Source organism: Ruegeria sp. AP7 (genome assembly GCF_056539905.1).
In genome coordinates this window covers 240,180-258,502 of record NZ_JBQFVT010000002.1, presented here as the reverse complement: position 1 = coordinate 258,502, position 18,323 = coordinate 240,180, and the positions used below count along the sequence as shown (strand labels likewise).

Annotated in this window: 15 protein-coding genes; 13 read left to right on the top strand and 2 right to left on the bottom strand. The window is 54.0% G+C overall.

Annotation, left to right across the window (positions count from 1 at the left end):
- The first annotated feature begins 2 nt into the window (after positions 1–2).
- The 4 genes from urtC (at position 3) to ACR0KN_RS06120 (ending at position 3,017) form a co-directional block, all read left to right on the top strand.
- Positions 3–1,232: an urea ABC transporter permease subunit UrtC gene (gene urtC / locus ACR0KN_RS06135; RefSeq protein WP_480652166.1), complete on the top strand. Its 1,230-nt coding sequence runs from the start codon at positions 3–5 to the stop codon at positions 1,230–1,232.
- The gene (gene urtD / locus ACR0KN_RS06130) at positions 1,229–1,969 is read left to right on the top strand and encodes an urea ABC transporter ATP-binding protein UrtD (RefSeq protein WP_480652164.1); all 741 of its coding nucleotides are present in this window, start codon (positions 1,229–1,231) and stop codon (positions 1,967–1,969) included. Before urtC ends, urtD begins: the two co-directional genes overlap by 4 nt.
- 3 nt (positions 1,970–1,972) lie before the next feature.
- A complete protein-coding gene (urtE, locus tag ACR0KN_RS06125) occupies positions 1,973–2,668 on the top strand; it encodes an urea ABC transporter ATP-binding subunit UrtE (RefSeq protein ID WP_480652162.1) in 696 nt (231 codons plus the stop codon).
- Between the two features lie 211 nt (positions 2,669–2,879).
- Complete coding sequence (locus tag ACR0KN_RS06120) at positions 2,880–3,017, top strand: hypothetical protein (protein ID WP_480652160.1); 138 nt, start codon at positions 2,880–2,882, stop codon at positions 3,015–3,017.
- 94 nt (positions 3,018–3,111) lie between these two features.
- Here the strand turns inward: ACR0KN_RS06120 and ACR0KN_RS06115 are convergent, their stop codons facing one another.
- Positions 3,112–4,707 (bottom strand): GMC family oxidoreductase, encoded by a 1,596-nt coding sequence (locus ACR0KN_RS06115; RefSeq protein WP_480652158.1) that lies wholly within the window; start codon positions 4,705–4,707, stop codon positions 3,112–3,114.
- Positions 4,708–4,816: 109 nt separating this feature from the next.
- On the opposite strand from ACR0KN_RS06115, the gene ACR0KN_RS06110 reads away from it, so the two are divergent.
- The 4 genes from ACR0KN_RS06110 to ACR0KN_RS06095 all read left to right on the top strand — a co-directional run bounded on the left by ACR0KN_RS06110 (position 4,817) and on the right by ACR0KN_RS06095 (position 8,935).
- A complete protein-coding gene (locus ACR0KN_RS06110) occupies positions 4,817–6,055 on the top strand; it encodes a TRAP transporter substrate-binding protein (protein ID WP_480652156.1) in 1,239 nt (412 codons plus the stop codon).
- A gap of 65 nt (positions 6,056–6,120) precedes the next feature.
- Positions 6,121–6,786, top strand: a complete 666-nt coding sequence (locus tag ACR0KN_RS06105) for a TRAP transporter small permease (protein WP_319546399.1) — start codon at positions 6,121–6,123, stop codon at positions 6,784–6,786.
- Positions 6,786–8,144 carry a TRAP transporter large permease gene (locus ACR0KN_RS06100; RefSeq protein WP_170542806.1) on the top strand — a complete coding sequence of 453 codons (1,359 nt, stop codon included), beginning with the start codon at positions 6,786–6,788 and terminating at the stop codon, positions 8,142–8,144. The genes ACR0KN_RS06105 and ACR0KN_RS06100 overlap by 1 nt, the downstream gene beginning before the upstream one ends.
- A gap of 11 nt (positions 8,145–8,155) precedes the next feature.
- Positions 8,156–8,935 (top strand): IclR family transcriptional regulator, encoded by a 780-nt coding sequence (locus tag ACR0KN_RS06095; RefSeq protein WP_480652154.1) that lies wholly within the window; start codon positions 8,156–8,158, stop codon positions 8,933–8,935.
- 715 nt (positions 8,936–9,650) lie between these two features.
- Here the strand turns inward: ACR0KN_RS06095 and ACR0KN_RS06090 are convergent.
- The gene (locus tag ACR0KN_RS06090) at positions 9,651–10,856 is read right to left on the bottom strand and encodes a hypothetical protein (RefSeq protein WP_480652152.1); all 1,206 of its coding nucleotides are present in this window, start codon (positions 10,854–10,856) and stop codon (positions 9,651–9,653) included.
- 527 nt (positions 10,857–11,383) lie between these two features.
- On the opposite strand from ACR0KN_RS06090, the gene ACR0KN_RS06085 reads away from it, so the two are divergent.
- The 5 genes from ACR0KN_RS06085 to ACR0KN_RS06065 are packed head-to-tail and all read left to right on the top strand — an operon-like array spanning position 11,384 to position 18,100.
- On the top strand, positions 11,384–12,709 hold the full coding sequence (locus ACR0KN_RS06085; protein WP_480652151.1) for a GTPase-associated system all-helical protein GASH: 1,326 nt from the start codon (positions 11,384–11,386) through the stop codon (positions 12,707–12,709).
- Positions 12,710–12,711: 2 nt separating this feature from the next.
- Positions 12,712–13,680 (top strand): TRAFAC clade GTPase domain-containing protein, encoded by a 969-nt coding sequence (locus ACR0KN_RS06080; RefSeq protein WP_480652149.1) that lies wholly within the window; start codon positions 12,712–12,714, stop codon positions 13,678–13,680.
- On the top strand, positions 13,584–14,507 hold the full coding sequence (locus ACR0KN_RS06075) for a TRAFAC clade GTPase domain-containing protein (RefSeq protein ID WP_480652147.1): 924 nt from the start codon (positions 13,584–13,586) through the stop codon (positions 14,505–14,507). The genes ACR0KN_RS06080 and ACR0KN_RS06075 overlap by 97 nt, the downstream gene beginning before the upstream one ends.
- Positions 14,508–14,525: 18 nt before the next feature.
- On the top strand, positions 14,526–17,036 hold the full coding sequence (locus tag ACR0KN_RS06070; RefSeq protein WP_480652145.1) for a GAP1-N1 domain-containing protein: 2,511 nt from the start codon (positions 14,526–14,528) through the stop codon (positions 17,034–17,036).
- Positions 17,033–18,100 carry a caspase family protein gene (locus tag ACR0KN_RS06065; protein WP_480652143.1) on the top strand — a complete coding sequence of 356 codons (1,068 nt, stop codon included), beginning with the start codon at positions 17,033–17,035 and terminating at the stop codon, positions 18,098–18,100. Before ACR0KN_RS06070 ends, ACR0KN_RS06065 begins: the two co-directional genes overlap by 4 nt.
- Positions 18,101–18,323 lie beyond the last annotated feature (223 nt).

Here is an 18,323-nt window from a genome sequence, read left to right as displayed (position 1 = left end):
CCATGGATCGTAGCTTTGTCGCCAAGAACCCTTCGGTGCTGGTCTTTCTAACGATCCTGTCTATGTTTACCCTGGGCGTGACGATCCTGTCCGAAGGGTTCGGGATCGGCGTAATCTCGACCAGTTTCGTCAAAACGCTAGGCAAGACCCTGTGCCTCTGCCTGATCGCAGTGGCGATGGATCTGGTCTGGGGCTTCACCGGCATCCTGTCGCTAGGTCACTTCGCCTTCTTCGGGCTGGGGGGCTACATGATCGGCATGTGGTTGATGTACGAACGCACCCGCCTGATCGTGGTCGACTCGCTGGCACAGGCCGAAATTCCACCGACTTCAGCCGAGGTGGTGGACGCCATCGGAGCGCAGATTTTTGGCGTGGTCGGATCGTCGGAATTTCCGTTGATCTGGGCGTTTTCCCATAGCCTGACACTGCAACTGATCCTGATTGTGCTAGTCCCCGGTCTTCTGGCGCTGATCTTCGGATGGTTGGCTTTCCGGAGCCGTGTCACCGGTGTGTACCTATCGATCCTGACACAAGCGATGACGTTGGCACTGGCTCTGTATCTGTTTCAGAACGACAGCGGATTACGTGGCAATAACGGCTTGTCCGGCCTGCAGAACCTGCCCGGTGTCTCCGCCTCGCAGGACGTGGTGTCGATCTGGTTCCTCTGGGCTTCGTCACTGGCACTGGGGTTAGGTTATTTGCTCGCTGCGTGGATCGTGTCGGGCAAATTCGGCTCGGTAATTCGCGGCATCCGCGATAACGAGGCGCGGGTGCGGTTCCTTGGATACTCGGTCGAAGTCTACAAGCTGGCCGTCTTCACCCTGACCGCCTGTATCGCGGCCATTGCTGGCGCGCTTTATTACCCGCAAGCGGGCATCATCAACCCCGAGGAGATGGCCCCAATCGCCTCGATATATCTGGCCGTCTGGATCGCCATCGGCGGGCGTGGTCGCCTGTACGGCGCCGTCATCGGCGCGGCGCTCGTCAGCCTGCTCAGCACATGGTTCACGGGCGGGCAGGCACCAGATATCCCGCTGGGGTTCTACACGATCAAATGGGTCGACTGGTGGCAGGTGCTGCTGGGCGTGTCCTTCGTGCTGGTCACGCTGTTTGCTCCGCAAGGGATAGGAGGGCTGTTCGACCTCTGGACCAACCGCCGCGCACCACAGCGCCACGGCGCGGCCCTGGGGCCTGATGAAAGCGCGTTGCGTGAAAAGGAGGCCACGGAATGAGCACTCTGCTAGAGGTCAGCGGCGTGTCGGTTACCTTCGACGGGTTCCGCGCCATCAACAACCTGTCCTTCCAGATCGGCAACGTCGAGCTGCGCGCGGTGATCGGACCGAACGGGGCGGGCAAAACCACCTTTATGGATATCGTCACCGGCAAGACCCGACCCGACGAAGGCCGCGTGATCTGGGGTGAGAAATCCGTTTCCCTGTTGCGAATGAGCGAGGCCAAGATCGCGCAAGCTGGCATCGGGCGTAAGTTCCAAAAACCCACCGTGTTCGAAGATCAAACCGTGCAGGAAAACCTGCTGATGTCGCTCAGGGACAACCGCGGCTGGACAGGCGTCCTATTTTATCGCCCGACTGATAGAGATCTGGCCAAGGTCAATGATCTGGCAGCGGAGATTGGCCTTTATGATGAATTGCTCCGCAAGGCTGGGGAACTGAGTCACGGACAAAAGCAATGGCTTGAGATTGGTATGCTGTTGGCACAGGAGCCGCGGCTTTTGCTGGTGGATGAACCTGCCGCCGGTATGACACCGCAGGAGCGCGAACATACAACAGATTTGCTGGTTCAAGCCGCCAAAACCCGCGCCGTCGTCGTGGTGGAACACGATATGGAGTTTGTCAGGCGTCTGAATTGCAAAGTCACGGTTTTGCACGAAGGGTCTGTCTTGGCTGAAGGCAGTCTTGATCACGTGACTTCCAATCAGGACGTCATCGACGTTTATCTGGGGCGCTAAGCAATGCTGAAACTGACCGATCTTACTTTGCACTATGGGCATTCGCAAATCCTCAACGGGATTTCCATGGAAGCCAGACAAGGTGAAGTGACTTGCATCATGGGGACCAATGGTGTCGGGAAAACCAGCCTGATGAAAGCAATCTCGGGGACGCATCCACGCTCGGGTGGCAATCTGGAGCTGGATGGGGAACCTTTGGGTGTCCTGCTTGCTCATCAAATGGCTTGGAAAGGTGTGGCTTATGTTCCACAAGGTCGGGAAATATTTCCTTTGCTCACAGTTCGCGAAAACCTTGAAACGGGGTACGCCTGTCTGCCAGCCAGCGAGCATTTCATTCCAAATGAAATTTTTGACATGTTCCCGGTTCTCAAGCAGATGCAAAACCGTCGCGGAGGTGACCTTTCTGGCGGTCAGCAGCAACAGCTGGCGATCGCGCGGGCACTGATAACGCGACCACGCCTGCTTCTGTTGGACGAGCCGACCGAAGGTATTCAACCCAACATCATCCAACAGATAGGCGAAGTGATCCGGCACCTCAGAACCACGAGCGGAATGGCAATCATTCTAGTGGAGCAATACTTTGACTTTGCCTATGACCTTGCCGACAGATTTGTCGCGTTGCGACGTGGAGAAGTCTTGATCAACGGCACTAGGGAAGACGTGACACGCGATGAGTTGTTGCAGGCCGTTACAGTCTAGCGCTGATACTTGAAATTAGTTTCAGGATTGAAGAATGAAACGCAAAACTTGGCTTAATTTACGCTCGAGATATGGTCTGATCCTCTGAACACGTTCAATCGAAACTGTATTTTCTTCTGAAATCCCGTCGTTCGATGTCTCCTGCCTTGTCTACCCGTCCCTGTTGGACCGAGAGCTAACTGATACCTGGGAGAAAGCAGGTCGTCAGGACATGTTCGAACGTAGCCGATCCGTTGTGGATGACATTCTGTCCAATCACTACCCGAATTACTTTGGTAGCAAGGCAGATGAAGAGGTTCGGGCTAGGTTCCCGATCAAATTGCCCCGTGAGGTAATGCGCGCTGGGTAAGCGCTGCTAAAGGAAGGGCAGGCTTCGCGGTTGTGCCTAAGATTTGAATACGCCTTCGCAGTTTTAATTGGCGTTCAGACCGCGGCGCAATGTGTCAAGCATCCGAGATTATTAGATCGCTTGCCTTTTCGCCAATCATGATCGCAGGCGCATTGGTGTTGCCACTGACGATTTCCGGCATGATCGAACAATCTGCTACACGTAGGTTTGCTATGCCGTGGACCTTCAGTTTCGCGTCCACTACAGACGTCTCTGATTGTCCCATCACGCAGGTACCGGTGGGGTGATAGATTGAGGTGGTGTTTGATCTGGCCCAATCCAGTGTGCCTTCGTGATCGTCGATGCTAAGATCTGCCGTCGGTCGAAACTCCTCTGAAATCTTCGAGGCGAGAGGATTTTGTTTAGAAATTCTGCGCGCGATGTTCACACCGTCGACGATGGTTCGGCAATCTGTTTCCGTAGAAAGGTAGTTCGGAATGATTTTAACATGTTTGGACGGATCAGGACCGTTCAGGCGCAGCTCGCCTCGACTTTCCGGGCGCAGCTGACAGACCGACATCGTGAAGGCAGAAAACGGATGCACACCTTCACCAGGGCTGTCGGCGGACCAGGGTTGCACGTGGAACTGAATGTCCGGCGTTTCAACATCGGGCCGGGTTTTCATGAATCCTGTGGCTAGGCTTGCAGCCATGGTCATTGGACCTGCGCGGAACAACGCATATTTCAACGCGATGCGGGCTTGATTGAGCAGGCTGCGGACTTCATCATTCAGTGTTGGTTCATTGCATTTGAACACAAGTCGTGCCTGCAAGTGATCCTGCAAACCCTTACCGACGCCACGCAGGACATGAAGCGGTTCTATTCCATTTTCTTTGAGATGGTCCGCGTCTCCAATCCCCGACAACATCAGGATCTGGGGCGAATTGATCGCGCCGCCAGACAGGATGATCTCACGCCGGACCTTCAGAGTTTGCTCAACCCCCGACCTGTCCCGGTAAACCAACCCAGTCGCCTTTTTCCCGTCCAAAACAACGCGTGTCACCAATGCTTTGGTGATGATGTTCAAATTCTGACGATTTCGAATAGGTTTGAGATATGCCACAGCCGCGCTGCAGCGACGGCCGTTGCGGGTGGTTAATTGAAAATAACCCACGCCTTCTTGTTCAGCGCCGTTATAGTCGGGGTTGTACGGGTAGCCTGCGGCCTGTGCTGCCGCTACCCAAGCGTCGCAGATTGGGCGTTGAATGCGCATGTTTGACACCGACAAAGGCCCACCAACGCCGTGAAACTCATCTTCACCGCGTTCTTGATCTTCACAGCGTTTGAACAGGGGCAAGACATCGTCCCACCCCCAACCTTCATTGCCCATTTGCCGCCAGCGGTCGTAATCTTCTTTCTGGCCACGTACATAAAGCAACCCGTTCAGCGAGGAGGAGCCGCCCAGCACTTTACCTCGTGGCCAGTCGATGGACCGGCCATTTAGGCCTGGGTCGGGTTCGGTCCGATAACACCAATCAACCGACGGGTTATGCATCGTTTTGAAATAACCGACGGGGATGTGAATCCACGGGTTCGTGTCGCGGCCGCCGGCTTCAAGAAGCGCGACCGATGTATTGGGATCAGCACTTAGTCGATTAGCAATGACACAGCCCGAAGACCCCGCGCCGACAACCGCATAATCCACCTCCATGACCGCCTCCTTCCAACGTCGCTGAAAAAAACTCTATGCAAGATGCAAGAATTATACTAGCCTTTTTTGATACAAAACGTCTCAATAATTGCGATCAGGGAGGTAAGCAATGGAGATCGGTAAGAAACTAAGTGGCATTTCCCGGCGAGATTTTTTTCGCGTAGCCGGGCGTTATGGCATGAGTTCGACACTGCTGGCGGCAGGCGGGTTTGGTGGCGCGATGAGCCTGGCGAATCTGGCGCAGGCGGCCGAATCGACCTATGAAAAGCGCTTTTCTAAGGAGCCGAAGCACACGTTGAAATTTGGTGCTTCAGGTTTCAACACCCGCAATCTGCTAATCGAGCGCGCCGGCGCGATCGAATTCGCTCGGGATCTGGAAGAACGCACTGATGGTGAGATTCGGATCGAGTTCATCGGCGACAATCAGATCTGTGGTCAGCTGAGCTGCGTGGAAAAAACCCAACAGGGAATCGTCGATATTTACGCGGCCTCGACCCAGAATTCGGCAGGTGGCGCACCCTACCTGAACGTGCTGGACTATGCTTACATGTTCCCTAGCCGGGCAGCGCAATATCACTTCTTTTATAGCCCCGCGAGCCAGCGCATCCTGCGTGATCCGTTGGAGAAACGTCATGGTCTGAAGTTCCTGTTCACGCACTGCGAATTGCGCGGGCTGCAGATGGGTTCGACCTTTGCAGACAAACCAACCGTGACCAAGCTGGAAGAGCTGTTTGGCACCAAGAACCGCGTGACAGGCACACAACTGGGCCGGATTGCGATGCAGTTACTGAACTTGAATCCGGTGCCGGTGGCATGGGAGGAAACGCTGGATGCGCTAAAAACTGGCCTGATCGACGGTGCCGAAACATGGGCGTCGGCCGTTGCATACGCCAATATGGCGCCCGTGGTTTCGCAGTCGGTCAACCTGAAGTTCTTCTGCGGCACAGAACATACCTCAATGTCTGCAAAGGTCTTCGACAGCCTCGGTAGTGAGCTGCAAGACGCTGTGATGGAGTCTTCCTACTTCACTCAGGCGTTGATTCAGGGTGCAAATGAAGCCGCATTGCTGAACACGGTCGGTTTCTCGGAGCCGCAGCTACCTGATACTATCTTTGCCGAAAATGGAGTACGCCCGGCCTTCCTGGCTGACGATCAGATCAAGCTGGCCGAAGAGATGTGCGCCCCGAACTACAACCCAGAACCTTGGGCCCAGTGGCGCGAACGTCTGAACAAATGGGCGGGCGGCATCGATACCTATCAGGAGATCTTCGACATCGCGCGCGAGATCCCGGCAGACACCCTGCCGGAGAACGTTGAACCTCGTCGTTGGTGGAAGGGCGAAGCCTGATACAAAAGACGAACCGGCCCCAAGGGGGCCGGTTCTAATACACACCGACTGGGAGGACGGAGTTCATGTCGTTTTGGGCAGACATCGGCGCGATTTTCAGCGCCTTTCTCAGCCAGGATTCGTTCGAGATTCAATCTGCACTCGAATCCGACGCCACTTGGGTGTTGGGCGCAGTAGTCTCGGCAATTGGCGGGTTCGTGATCATGCTGATTTATCGGGCAGTGCCATTTGTCGAACGCCATCTGGAACGGTCGGTGATGGTGTATTCCTACCTCGCGATTGCGTTGATAATCTTCTGGGGTGTGATCGACCGGTTTGTGTTCAACGACCAAGAGCCGTGGTCAACCACCATTCCCCCCCTTTTGTTCATGGTGATGGCGTGGTTCGGAGCGTCCTACAATGTCCGCCTGCGCACACATCTGAGCTTTAGCGAGTTTCGCACCGCCATGCCGCGCGGCGGGCAACTGGCCTGCCTGATCCTCGATGCGGTGCTGTGGTTCATCTTCGCGGTTATCGTCATCGTGACGACGACGCGACTGGTCGCGCTTTCGGCGTCCAATTTCCAGATCGTACTCGGTACTGACAATATCATGCAGTGGTGGTTCCTTCTGGCCGCGCCGCTGTCTTTCTTTCTGATGGTCGGACGCGTGTTTCAGAACCTCGCTGACGATCTGCACAACTGGAAAACAGGCGAGCCGCTGATCAAGCAGGCCGTGATCGGAGCAGACTGATGGCAGATGGAACTTTGGTTACACTGATCTCGCTTGGGGTCACGTTTCTGTTCATGCTGGGCGTACCTGTTTTTTTGGTCATCGGATATTGGGTGATCGGTTGCTCGTTCGTCCTTGGTTTGACGCTGGATAACATGGGTGCCGAACTGTTGAATGTGTTCAATAAAGGCTTTGCCCTGCTGGCGATGCCGCTCTTTATCCTGACCGGAGATCTGATCAACAAGTCCGGCATTGCCCGGAGGCTCAGCGATTTCGCCTATGCCTGTTTGGGCTGGATACGCGGGGGGTTGGCCATGGCGTCTCTGGGCGCTTGTGGACTTTTCGCCGCGATCTCTGGTTCGAACTCCGCAACGACTGCAACCATCGGGTCGATGCTTCATCCCGAGATGGTCAAAGGTGGTTATGACGAACGCTTCAGCGCGGCGACCGCTGCCGCGGGCGGAACGGTGGGGATTATCATCCCTCCGTCGATTATCTTCATCGTCTATGGCTTCCTGATGAACCTGCCGATTTCCGAGCTGTTCGTCGCGGGTATCCTTCCGGGCGCGCTGATGGTCTTTGGTATGCAATTTGCGTGCTGGATCATCTGCCGCATGAACGGTTGGGGTCATCTGATACCGCTGCAATTGAACCGGGTGCTGAAGACCGCATTTGGAGCATGGCTTGGGTTTTTCGCCATCGGCTTGGTTCTGTGGGGCATCTACACCGGCAAGTTCTCCCCGACCGAGGCAGCAGGCGTGACGGTTGGCTTTTGCGTGATCGCAGGGTTGGTCAGCTATCCGATCAACCGGATCATGGGCGCGCGGAACGACATACTGCCAACCGAAAAGAGCTTTGCTGAGATGTTCGTCGTCGAAGGTTTTACGATACCTGAAATACCCTCCATCGTGATCCGCTCGGCCCAGATCACCGGCATCCTCGCGCCATTGATCGCCATTTCGGTGGTGATGCAGCAGATCCTGTCTCTGCTAGGGGCACAGCAAACCATCGGGGATTTTGTAACCTCGATGGGCGGGTACTACGCGGTGTTGTTCACATCAATGGTGATCGTATTCTTCTCGGGCATGGTACTGGAAAGCCTGCCTGTCACGATAATCCTGGCTCCGATCCTTGCGCCGATTGCGGCCTCTGTTGGGATCGATCCAATCCATTTCTCAGTGATATTCCTTGTGGGGGCGTCCATCGGGTTCATCACGCCGCCCTACGGGCTGAACCTCTATGTGGCCTCGGGAGTGACAGGTGTGCCCTATTTCCGGTTGCTTCGGTATACAGTGCCCTATCTGGTAGCGCTTCTTTCGGTCTGGATATTAGTGTCGCTTGTGCCCGATCTGGCCTTGATCCTGCTGCCAAATAGCTAGACTGTTGCGGGATGGCTGAGACGGAAACACAAGACAAAGAAACTCAAATCCCGACCAACCTGCGCCTCCTTCTGATCCTCGAGGAGGTGGCGCGACGTGGTGTTGCTGTCAAACCCTCAGACTTGGTTGAGGCACTTGGTCTGGCCAAGCCGACCGTCCACCGCCTCCTGCATACCGCAGAAACCGAAGGCTTCCTGCAACGCGATCTTGATGGGCGTTCTTATGGCCCAGGGCGCCGGTTACGACTGCTTTCGGTCAATACCATGTCTTCAGAGCACCTGCGTACGGCCCGATTGGCAATCATACGCAGCGTTGCAGATGAAGTTGGTGAGACCTGCAATCTCGCCATCCCTGACCGAGAAGGTATGATCTATCTAGACCGGGTGGAAACGAAGTGGCCGCTAAGAATTCAGCTGCCTGTCGGTACAAAAGTACCTTTTCACTGCACCGCAAGTGGCAAGATGTACCTGTCCACACTGCGGCAGAAAACGTTGGATGGTGTCCTTTCAGCAGGAAACCTGCAACCAAATACCGAACGTTCTCTGACTGATCCCAAAGTCTTGCGAGCAGAGATCCAAAACATCGCCGTGAATCGTTTTTCCACGGATGATGAGGAATTTATGGCCGGAATGACGGCGCTTGCTGTGCCCGTTCTGGACGGGCAGGGCAGGTTGGTTGGCACACTCTCAGTTCACGCTCCGACCCAACGTCATGACGTCAACAGCCTAATGTCGTTTCTTGGAATTCTGCAAAAAGGGGCGGATGAACTTTCGGCGCTATTAAATGAGTGATTAGGGTCTGAGATGGTACCTAAATCGAGACCAATTCTGAGCAGCAAAAACTTCAATTTTCGGCTGGTTTCGGGGAATTTTGATCGAAAGCCGATGCGTGCGTAATCAAAATCCAGTGTGGACGTTTGCTCAGCTTGAAGAGTTAAATTTCTGAACAACACGATCTACGCAAAGACAAGCCCGCGGCAAAATAATAGATGCGTTCTTGGTGAACGAAAAATACACCGATTTATCCTACGCCATGAATTACGCCCTCACTGTATCCACAAATAAACTTTGATTGAACAATGGGTTACATATAGAAGTGGTGCCGGGGGCGGAATCCCATTTAATCTGCAAGTACTTCAAATTGCTTACTGAAATCATACTAAACATCACTCCACACCCCAAAAAATACCCCCAAGAGGTTTCTCATATCATTTCAAGCATTTGATTTATTTATATGATTCCTCGTTTAGGAATCGCACTAGGCGTCCTTCTGCGTCCATTTTTGTCCTATTCAATGCAGGCTAGTCCAACCGATAAACGTCGTCCAGTTAGCTTAAATCTCTTTCGAAAATACGCCCATCTGTATGGTGAACCCGTTTACGCTTCGCCAACTCCGAGCCGCTGATCCACTTGCAGGTTGAGATCTAAGTTGCCGTTCGCGTCGAGCCCCGTGAACAACTACTTCACTGGCCGAGCTGCCGTTAGTCCATTCTCACTGAAGGACTGCTTACGGACCACCAAGAGAAACCCTAAGCAAAGTGCCGACCCTCTGATACAGACTTGAAAGAATACTCATCTGCTCATTGACAAGGGCAACGCCATCAGACGCATGATTTATGCTGCTACGAAATTCGGATAGTCTGCTAATTCTATTCGAATACACTTCGAGCTGAGACCGTAGGTCCCTGAGCAGTGCCAACTTTTCTTCAAACTTGTTTGATCTTGTGAGCAGCGGAATATCAGAAACCGCCAACTTAGATATCTGGAGGCAGCGCTTAGACATTTCCGTTAAGTTCTTTTGAAGCGCAAGCGTTCTCGAGTCGCGAAATGCTCTTTCAGCCATGCCAGCATCGACAAGGTGAGGAGCAATGTTGGCCGGAAATCTCATTGACTCAATACTGAGCTTTAGGTTCTCAATAATCCCCTCATCCAAGGAGTATTTGGCACGAAGTTCCTCTAGCAGACGAACCGAAGCAGACTTTAGACGGTCTAGATTTGCTTCGTGAGTTTTAAATTGATCAACCCTTCGCTTAAGTTCGACTATTTCGAAATTTGTGTTTGCCACCACCTTAAGTCTAGAAAATAAAAGATCGTCGTATGTCAGCCTAATGTCTGAAATTAACTTTAGAATCTGATCGTTACTTTCGATTGAAGGAATCGGAATCCCTAAGGGTTTCTCTAGTCCTTTGAGATAGAGCACTACCGCGGGTAGTTGACTCCGCGAGAGGCCAGCCCGGTCTCGTACCTCATCCACGTTCTGAATTGTTTTGGAGACGAACGCACTTCGTTGCTCTTCATCGAGTTCGTCCCAAAGCTCTCCGGACCGCAAAAATGGAAAGTCCGCACCAGTCGTTGCTCCTTGCACCGCGATGTGAGGACCGGAAACGCCCAAAACCCAATCTCTGGCATCAGGACTGGGATACTCCTTGGTTTCCAGCGCGTTACTTCTTGCATCAGGTCCGAAAAGCACGAGTGTGATTTCGGCAGACAGCATGGTATCAACCGATGCCCAATTGGTAATGAGGTATTCGATTTTAGATCGAAATTCGGGTGTGTGAGCACAGATAAAAGCAAGAACTGTGCTTTCAGTCTGCTTGTGGTCAAACCATTCCAGCACCGATCCAACGTCGGTCGCGGTTCCTTGCATTTTGGTCCCTTGCTTTGTCCCGGCTACAATTGGCAGAAAAAAGTCTTTTCCTTTGATCCCATCCAATTTGGTTTTTGCTTAGCAAACATACCTGAGTGGAGCAATGTGCCGGATGTTAGATAGCTGCCTTTCGATCCACGTGCAGCGATCAACACCATGGATTTGAAGAAGACATTCGCCACACCAGACGTGATTAACTGCTCTTAAGACAAAGCTCCAATTCGCTACCTAGCAGCATCTCGGCTGTAGAAAGTCAAAAATGCGCTTAGAGCAGGCTTTTGCAAAGTCCTCGGTGTAAGGCGGCTCCGAATAGTGAAAACAGACACGGACAAAACCTTTCTTGCGGCGCGGCCGTCTCTTATCCGGTAGGTGGTACAAAGACACGTGCATCTGGCATAGGAGGGAGGGGACGGCGGCTGCGCCTGACACTTTCCGATAGCTCTCCACCTGGGCGTAAACCGTGCGAAGGCGATTAACAGCCAGAATGGTATCCAATGAGGGCAGACGCGCAGAGGCATCTTATGCCTACTTTTCGACTTGGCTTCTCCGCACTGTCATTTAATGTCCGATTTCAACAACAAGGGGTTGAGTGATTGGACAACTTTATTCTTCATGGTTTTCTCATCAAAGGCTTGATCGACGTCGGTGGAGATGACGCCAAGCTGGAAAAACTATCACAGGCAGCTAAAGACCTCGCGAGCGCTTTGAAAAAGAAGCCGTCGAAAGCACTAAGCTATTCTCTAATCGCTTTCGACCCTGAAGCGCCGGAAAACGATCCTGTAGTCCAAGAGGCTCTTGCCGCGCTCCAAAAGAGGTGGGCGACATATCGCAACACCTTCGCTACTATGCCTATCTCTGTAGTTCGCGCTATTCTTCTCGACGCAATCGTCGAAGCAGCTAGTAATGACGATCGGGTAGGCGTTTGTTTTGTGGCGTCAGCACGCAACGCGCTGCCGCTTCTCCCCGTCGATAACGAGCGTGATATCTGGATTGATATCGTCAAACAGATTGAGAGCCGCGTCGATACTCGGGCTGTGAAAGAATGGGCGACGCCAGAGAGCATCTCGGTCCAGCCTATAAAGTATACAAAACCGGATATTGACGGTCCAAAGATCTCAATGTCCGAGGTATCAGAGGAACACCTGCAGAAATCTATGAAGGCCGCCGCAGGACCGCAAGCATCAGCTGGCCCGACACAAGGTAATCAGTTTTGGCCTAACTCAAATGCGCAATGGAATGAAGAATTCGGAAATCGATCAGGGACTGCGATTGCCGGTGTGATCAATTCCGCATTGTCCAATATCAATGTCAGTCAAGCAGACTTGTCTACTCCCTTTAATGGCATGGCCGAGGCGATTTCCGACTTTGTCGGTGAGACACTAAAATCCTTCAGTGCAGCCACTGCTGGCCTTCAGCGGCGAACTAATCTTCTTTGGTGGCGTGAGGCTTTGTATTCTCCATCTGCCGCAAAGAGCTATCGCGAACTTTCCCCGACAACGGCCGCCGCGCTCATGGCGCTCGACCTTTTCGAAACAGTTCCACTTTTCACGCCAGCTAGTGTGTCAGCTTTTTTAGGGGAGACGGTTCTGAGCCTGAACACACCGGATGTCGGAGCCAAGAAGAATGTTCGCGAACTCGTGGAAGAAGCGCAGGACCATGTTGATCTCGCGGCGCTCCGCGCCGTCGCTGCAAAAATCGCGGAAGCACCGGAAGGACGTGGGCCACTGCTGTCCTTGATTGGCCATCCGGAGCACGCCAATGCACGAAACGCGGATGATTTCCAACGACTGACCGGGTTTTCGCCCAGTTCCGAACTTGATGCGGTGTCGTGGGCGAGCTGGATCTTCCGCGAGCTCCAGGCGTCGCAAGCCGCAAATGACGCGTTGCCTACAAAGCGTCGCTCCCCGGGTAAGTCCTGATCATGGAAAAATGCTCGAACGATACGTGCTTCGCACCTGATACCGGGTGTGCCTTGGGCCATACTGACCTTTCGAAGTGTAATATTTGGAATGGCTCCAAGGTGTCCGAAGAGTCTGAGGAGAGCACTTCAGGAGAGATGCTATTGCCATGGTCAGGTAGTGCATTTGGTCTTACTGACTTGGGCTTTGTTGCCGGGCGCGGGAAACCAATTGTTGTCGGCGTCATCGGACCGCAAAACGCAGGCAAAACTACTTTGCTTGCAGCGTGGTATCTCCTTCTCGGAAGAGGACTGATAGGTACCAGAGACTTGCTATTCGCAGGTTCCTATACCCTTTCGGGGTGGGAGGCGGCCGCAGGCTCACTCCGTTGGGCGCCCGGTCAGCCTCCGCAGTTTCCAGCCCACACAACCAGCCGAAGTGGGCGGGCACCCGGCCTCCTTCACCTCAGATTTCAAAGCGAAAACGGTGATCAACCGATGGACTATTTATTTACGGACGCGCCTGGAGAATGGTTCCAACGGTGGGCAGTAAATACGAAATCCGACCTAGGTGAAGGTGCGCGCTGGGTATCGGATTACGCTGACGCCTTCATCATTGTGGCCGACCGCGAAGCGCTGGCTGGCGAGTCTAAGGGCGCTGCACGTGGGTCGTTGCAGCGACTCGCAATGCGACTGGGTTCTGAACGAGATGGTCGGCCCGTTGCTCTCGCTTGGACCAAGTCTGACGTCGAAATTTCTGAACAAATGGAGGAAGCTGTGCGCGGCGCTGTAACCCGTGCCATGCCCGATACTGTCGAACATTCCGTCAGCGTGATCGGTGCTACTGACGGTGATGCGTCGTCGAACACCGGTACAGGATTGGTTGAACTCCTTGTATGGGCGTTGGGCGTGAAGAGACCTGGCGTTCGGCTGCCGCCACCCACGTCAGTCTCGCTCGACCCCCTGTTTATGTGCGGGAGGGAGAAGTATTGAACGCAACATCGAACTCAATTCTCCTCGTTGGCGAAAGCGGCGTCGGGAAAACCCACTACGGTGCTCAGTTGCTCCGCCGTCTCATGCAGGCCCCAGGAGCATTGCAAATGAACGGCGCCGCCACGAACCTCGAGGCATTTGAGGCAGCTTTGGAGCAGCTTGATGAGGGGCGTGCGGCTGGTCACACCGCCCGCGCCGTTAGCGTCGACAGTGTCTGGCCCGTCATTGATTCTAATGGGTACGAGGCAGACATAGTGTGGCCTGAATACGGTGGCGAGCAAATCAAGTCCATGATCGAAAGCCGACGGCTCACGGAAAACTGGCAAAAGCGTGTCGATCAAGCGGACGCGTGGCTACTGCTTGTTCGACTTCAACAGACCAGAGTTGGCGACGATATCTTCTCTAAACCGCTATCTGATCTGAGAGACCTTCGGATCGACAATCACGCAGTCGAGTTTTCTGACCAAGCGAGGCTAGTTGAGTTGTTACAGATGCTTATCTTCACGCATCGGTCTACGACCAAGGCGCAGCACCTCCCTCGTTTCGGCATACTCCTCACCTGTTGGGACGAAACCCAGATCGTAACTACACCCTCGGAGGCACTGGAAGAGCGACTTCCATTGGTTTCGGCGTTCATTCGTTCGAACTGGAAGCACGCGCTTATCATGGGTCTTTCCTCTCTGGAACGTCCTCTCAGCCCGACGACAGGCGACGGGGATTATGCGAGCTTGGGGCCAGAGCATTTTGGCTATGTGATCAAGCCTGATGGCAAAAAAGATCGAGACCTTACGTTGCCAATCCACCAGCTGCTCACAGCTGGCGCTTGATCAAACGTGGAGATTAGCATGCGCGTCGATCAAGCCTTCTTCGGTAACACAAAGCATGGTTTCGCTCTCAGATGCGCGAGCGGCGACCAAAAGTTTGCGGCCGTACTTGCACAGCGCTTGGATCTTCCCGATACTGAACCGCCTGGCTCCGACTGGTCGCCGGTTACGTCGGGCTTTCCTATCGGTGACCGGTATGTAATCGCGCGGATGTTCAGGGATCTGACGGCTGAACGTGCAGGTATGGCTGTCACTCACGCGTTGGTTTGTGACTTAAATGAGATTGAGGTTGTCGATAACCTTCAACCGCTCCTTGAATACCTCCTCACTTCCTGTGACGCGCTGCCTACAGCGGTTGCACCGTTGGAAGTGAACTTTGGATCTGGAAAACCTATTGTGACTCCTGACTTGGCGGCCACCGCGAGGGCTCTGGTCTCGCGCGGTACCGGTCCTGTGGTGCGCATAGGAACAGAGGGATTTGAGGAGCTAATGGTGGCCCTTTGGGCTCGACTTTGGCCTTCCTTGCGCAGATCATTCTACTTTCGACTGAGCTTCGGTCCCAGGGACGTGGCGGATACTCCGGCACCAGATATTGTCTGCACTCCCGAAGCTCTAAGAGGGCGGTGGCAGCAGAAGCGGCTTGTCGGTCAGTGTGGGGATGATCGGTCTCAAGCCGCATCTATGTTGGCAGGATCCGATGAGGGGGCTGAACTACGCGCATTCGGTGATAGGATCCGTGCAAGTCTTGACAGCTTTCAAGATCTCCAACTGCTCGAGCAGGCGTTCGCTTTGGTGGTCAGGACACCTGATGCTGTTGAAAGCCTTATTTCTGCTGCCCGGCTCATTGAGCGCTTATCGCCGAACCCTAAGTTGGGGAAGGTTGAGAAACGTTCCATAGTTGACCGTCTCGTGAGAGCATTCCCCAACGCCCGACCTTCGGACATTTTGGCACTTCGAAATCTGCCGTTATCAAGTTTCGATACCTGCGATCGTGTCTGGCGGGCCATGGAGAGTTGGCTGGAACGGAACAAGTTCGCCTCAACAGACGATGCAGACTTGGTAACGATCGTCTCCGAAGCATTGGTTGGCGATAGTGCTGTCGCTCCATGGCGTGAAGCAACAAGAAAGGGTTTAGAGCAATCGAGTTCTGCAACTCGCGGTCAGTTTGCTGCCGGATTTTGGCGTTGGGTGAGTTCTGAGCCAAGCTTGGTTCCCCCTTTAATCACTCTTGTCTCAAAGGACAAAAGCCGGTTGGCTGCGCTAGAAGCCGCGGCCCCGAGAAGCCTTGGCACCCAGACAGCGAAACCGATCATGAACGTCGCCGCGAAGCGGCGGCTTTTCCGGCTTCATGCCATCGCAGCGGGCGCGAGCATGGAACCAGTTGAGGCGGCCCGAATTCAATGTGACTTAGAGCCCGGTGAAGACACCGCCGGGATGGAACTCGCTATGCGACGTGCGACGCCCGCTGAGATCCTCGACGTGGTGGAAAGCGTGCCCGATGGTCGTGTACTGGCGATCGCAGGCGAGAAGGTTGCCAAAGATCCGTCGCTATTAGAGATGCGTGATATGGATATCGCTAGCAACCAGATTATATGGTCTGCGGCGTTAAAGATTGACCGGGACGCATGGCGTGGACCCAAAGACCCAAAGAAGATTTTAGAAGGTTTGCTTGAAAAACAGATCAACGGCATTAGGCCGTCTGTAGATATCTTACATCTGCTATCCGAAACGCCGCTAGCGGATCTCTCGAATTATCCGCGGAGGGCCGAGGTTTGGAGAAAATTGCCCCACGCGACACGAGAACGCATGCTAATGGCAACGGCAGATGCCTGGTTTGATAGAGATGGGTCCGTCGAACCAAACGCAATGATCGAAACCGAACTCGCCAAATGCATCGTGATTGACCCGAGGTTCAACCAGCTCATGAAGCGTCTTCAGGTTGGGAGGATTGCAGAGGGTCTGGATATCATTAATTCTCTGGACAGCCTCGACGATGCATGGATCCGCGGCTGGGTTCGTGATGCTGCCAACGCGACCAACCCGATCTTGAGTGCAGATGCGGATCTGCTAGGACGTACCTTGTCATTGAGGAAGCTACGCTACGCTGTCGATGACATGATTTTAATCTATCGATCTGGCCGTAAAGACGTTGAGCCTACTCTTCGCCAATGCGTCGCTCTGATGGGTTTTTTTGATCGTCTTGTGCTGGGGATGTCGCCACCTAGTTCCGAAGAGAAGTGGGAAATGCTTATAGAAGTGGCAGCCGAACTCTTTCCCAACGGCCCAGATCAAGATTCTATGTGGGAACGTGCGGGTGGTCGGACTGCTGATCTGCTAAACCATGGAACTGGCCAAGAGCGATGGCGTCATGCTATCCGCGCCGTAAAGAGTGGGAAGCCTCCACTTGCGCAGAAGCTGATCAAGCAGATGCAGATTGACTATCCTGGAAATCGGAAACTGAGCCTTCTGGCCGCAGATCCGCTGTTTCGGGATTCGGCTGGCTCACAATTTTCTCAATGGAGATGGCAATGAAGTTCATTCAGGGACGTGCGTTGGTCATCGGTGTCGCTAGGTACGAGACTGTTAGCAGCCTTCCGATCGCGGTGCACAACGACGCAGTCGACACTGCTGACATGTTAAAGTCGCCCGCTTACTGCGGTTATCCGGAGGAGAACGTTACTGTCCTTGCCGACCACGAAGCTACACTGGACAACATCCGAAGTGCGCTGGCTGATCTTGCGGCGACGGCGACAAGCGACGACACAGTCGCAGTTTTCTTTTCTGGTCATGGCGCACGACTGGGTAGTGCAGCCGACCTGACAAGCGCGCTGATCCCCTACGATTGCGACCCAGTGGATCTTGCCGGGACGTCACTCGGAGAAACCGAGCTGTCTGCGGCGATCGCCGCAATCAATGCGCCGCGCGTCGTCATAGCGATTGATGCATGTCATGCTGCGGGTTCCACCTCGCTGAAGTCTGGCTTGAGCGAGGCTGGCCTTGATGTTGTAGGCGATGGGTTCGACGAGAAGTCACTGCAGGAATTGGCACAAGGGGCTGGTCGTGTCGTTTTCGCGTCGTCACGCGCAACCGAGACGTCTCTGGTGCTTGGTGGCGAGCGAAACAGCGTTTTTACGACTGCGATGCTATCGGGTCTCAAGGGTGCAGCAGCAGCTTCTAACGACGGAACAGTGCGGGTTTTTGACCTTTTCAACTACGTGGCTGAGCAGGTCAGACGGGCTGTCCCAGGGCAACAGCATCCAGTGTTCAAGGCGAGCGGGCTGGAGGAGAATTTCCCTGTTGCGCTCGCATTTGGCGGTGCCAAAACGATGTCGTCGGCAGCTTTTCAACGTCATCGCGATCTTGAGCAGATCATGCCGGATCTATTTCCGTTTGGGCCGTCGGATCAAGATATTTGGCTGCGGGCTGGTGGCGATATTTCACGACTGAGACTGAACGGCAATGGAAGGGCGCAGTGGTTCGCCGCGCTCCGATTGATTTCCTTGGGTGGTGGCGGTGCGGGCATCTCGCGCGAAAGCTTGATTAAAGCGGCACTGGAAGAATTTCCCTCACACCGTGAACTAGAAGCAATGCGATAGGCATTCTGCACAGGTCCACTAGTGCAGAACGGCGTGTCCGCTGCCTGCTTTCTGCGACGTGGTTAGTACCTAGCGTGGCGAAAATCTGCTGCCGGCCCTCCATCTAGGAAGGTTTCGATGCTGCGATAGCGCAACGCATATCCTGTTCCGACTGCGACCGGAGAATGAACCTATAGTCAATTGATGAGTGCTGAAGTCGTCTTGGTTTTCGGAGCATTTACCT

Excerpts from the sequence above, each read along its gene's own strand:
- urtC (WP_480652166.1), top strand. The coding sequence starts at position 3 with ATGGATCGTAGCTTTGTCGCCAAGAACCCTTCGGTGCTGGTCTTTCTA.
- urtD (WP_480652164.1), top strand. The coding sequence starts at position 1,229 with ATGAGCACTCTGCTAGAGGTCAGCGGCGTGTCGGTTACCTTCGACGGG.
- urtE (WP_480652162.1), top strand. The coding sequence starts at position 1,973 with ATGCTGAAACTGACCGATCTTACTTTGCACTATGGGCATTCGCAAATC.
- ACR0KN_RS06120 (WP_480652160.1), top strand. The coding sequence starts at position 2,880 with ATGTTCGAACGTAGCCGATCCGTTGTGGATGACATTCTGTCCAATCAC.
- ACR0KN_RS06115 (WP_480652158.1), bottom strand. The coding sequence starts at position 4,707 with ATGGAGGTGGATTATGCGGTTGTCGGCGCGGGGTCTTCGGGCTGTGTC.
- ACR0KN_RS06110 (WP_480652156.1), top strand. The coding sequence starts at position 4,817 with ATGGAGATCGGTAAGAAACTAAGTGGCATTTCCCGGCGAGATTTTTTT.
- ACR0KN_RS06105 (WP_319546399.1), top strand. The coding sequence starts at position 6,121 with ATGTCGTTTTGGGCAGACATCGGCGCGATTTTCAGCGCCTTTCTCAGC.
- ACR0KN_RS06100 (WP_170542806.1), top strand. The coding sequence starts at position 6,786 with ATGGCAGATGGAACTTTGGTTACACTGATCTCGCTTGGGGTCACGTTT.
- ACR0KN_RS06095 (WP_480652154.1), top strand. The coding sequence starts at position 8,156 with ATGGCTGAGACGGAAACACAAGACAAAGAAACTCAAATCCCGACCAAC.
- ACR0KN_RS06080 (WP_480652149.1), top strand. The coding sequence starts at position 12,712 with ATGGAAAAATGCTCGAACGATACGTGCTTCGCACCTGATACCGGGTGT.
- ACR0KN_RS06075 (WP_480652147.1), top strand. The coding sequence starts at position 13,584 with ATGGGCGTTGGGCGTGAAGAGACCTGGCGTTCGGCTGCCGCCACCCAC.
- ACR0KN_RS06070 (WP_480652145.1), top strand. The coding sequence starts at position 14,526 with ATGCGCGTCGATCAAGCCTTCTTCGGTAACACAAAGCATGGTTTCGCT.
- ACR0KN_RS06065 (WP_480652143.1), top strand. The coding sequence starts at position 17,033 with ATGAAGTTCATTCAGGGACGTGCGTTGGTCATCGGTGTCGCTAGGTAC.